Below are 510 nucleotides of genomic sequence, written 5' to 3'. Positions count from 1 at the left end.
ATGCAATTAACTATTCAAATTATAAGCTATTGTCGCCTCAACGCAAGGGCTGATCGTATTTTTCGAGGTGCCCTTAATCGAAAAGTAATTCTATTTTCGCCGAAAACGCCCTGCAGGGGGTTCGATGCGAAATAATCAACGCGTTCTGCGCAAATGTGAATCCACGTGCCCAGCCTGCGGCAGCTCTGGCTCTGGCTTGCTGGCCTGCAGGCCCTGCAGAGCCTCTGGCTGGTGCACAGCAGCCAGGAGTGGCCGTCGAGGACTCTGCTGGCGCTGGTGGTTTGGGGTGGGGCACTGATCTGCCTGGAAGACCAGCTGCCGGCTCTGGCGCCCCAAGCCAGCCGCTTCGGGCTGGTGGCCGGCAGCGCGCTGGTGCTGATCAGCCTCTGGCGCGGAATCGCCACCCTCCATCTCGACACGATCGTGTATGTCCTGCCCCTGCTGCAGGGGCTGGGGTTGGCCCTGCTCTGCGTGCCGCCGCGGGCGCTGCGGCGCTTTCGCGATCCGCTG

Annotated in this window: 1 protein-coding gene; it reads left to right on the top strand. The window is 61.6% G+C overall.

Features of this window, described 5'->3' with window-relative positions:
• Nucleotides 1-165 precede the first annotated feature (165 nt).
• Nucleotides 166-510, top strand: a 345-nt coding sequence (locus AC01FP_RS19035; protein ID WP_474482542.1) for a hypothetical protein, incomplete at its 3' end; no start/stop codon positions are given.

The organism is Cyanobium sp. NIVA-CYA 375 (assembly GCF_056108345.1).
This window is presented reverse-complemented; position numbering and strand designations above follow the sequence as displayed.